This window comes from Stenotrophomonas maltophilia group sp. RNC7 (genome assembly GCF_030910085.1).
In the GTDB taxonomy this organism is placed as follows: domain Bacteria; phylum Pseudomonadota; class Gammaproteobacteria; order Xanthomonadales; family Xanthomonadaceae; genus Stenotrophomonas; species Stenotrophomonas sepilia.
The window spans coordinates 1-564 of the sequence record NZ_JAVFVN010000665.1 but is presented as its reverse complement, the minus strand read 5'-3'; the positions used below and the strand labels follow the sequence as shown (position 1 = coordinate 564).

The window sequence follows — 564 nt, the reverse complement described above, 5'->3', positions numbered from 1 at the left end:
TTAAAAACTTTAATGGGTAACCAATTCCATTACCTAAAATAGGAGATTGCATTCCTTCTAATATGTTGTTATTAGTATACAATCTAGAATCAATTGATCCACTTCCCTCATTAAACCTATTTAGTATATCTACGGCCACTGAATCCTCCATTAAATGTAAAGTTTTCACACCAACTAAAAGGACTACACATGTTAAAGGAATACATATTAATATAAAAACTAGATGTTTTAATTTTAAGGTTTTTGATAATAAATACTTCATGAATATACATAATCCTATAATCAAAAAGCATACATAATACAATGCAATAATACTTCTAGTCTGTGATAATAAAATGGCTATATTAAATAACACTATAGCAAAAAAATTGAGTTTTACATTTTCCCCTCTGAAAATCATATATAAGGAAAAAAAACTTATCATAAACAATACTGTGACATTCTGAAAGGTTACCCTGCCAGTCGCTCCCCAAATTTCGCTATAAAAATCGCCATAAACACTTGGCAAATAATCCTTCCAAAATAGAGAAAGAAGAATAGCAATAACACTGTATACACTTCCTC

At 28.9% G+C, this 564-nt stretch carries 1 protein-coding gene; it reads right to left on the bottom strand.

Annotated elements, in window-relative coordinates; translation table 11 throughout:
• On the bottom strand, positions 1-564 hold a 564-nt coding region (locus RCF13_RS13625), incomplete at both ends, for an O-antigen ligase family protein (protein ID WP_308141257.1).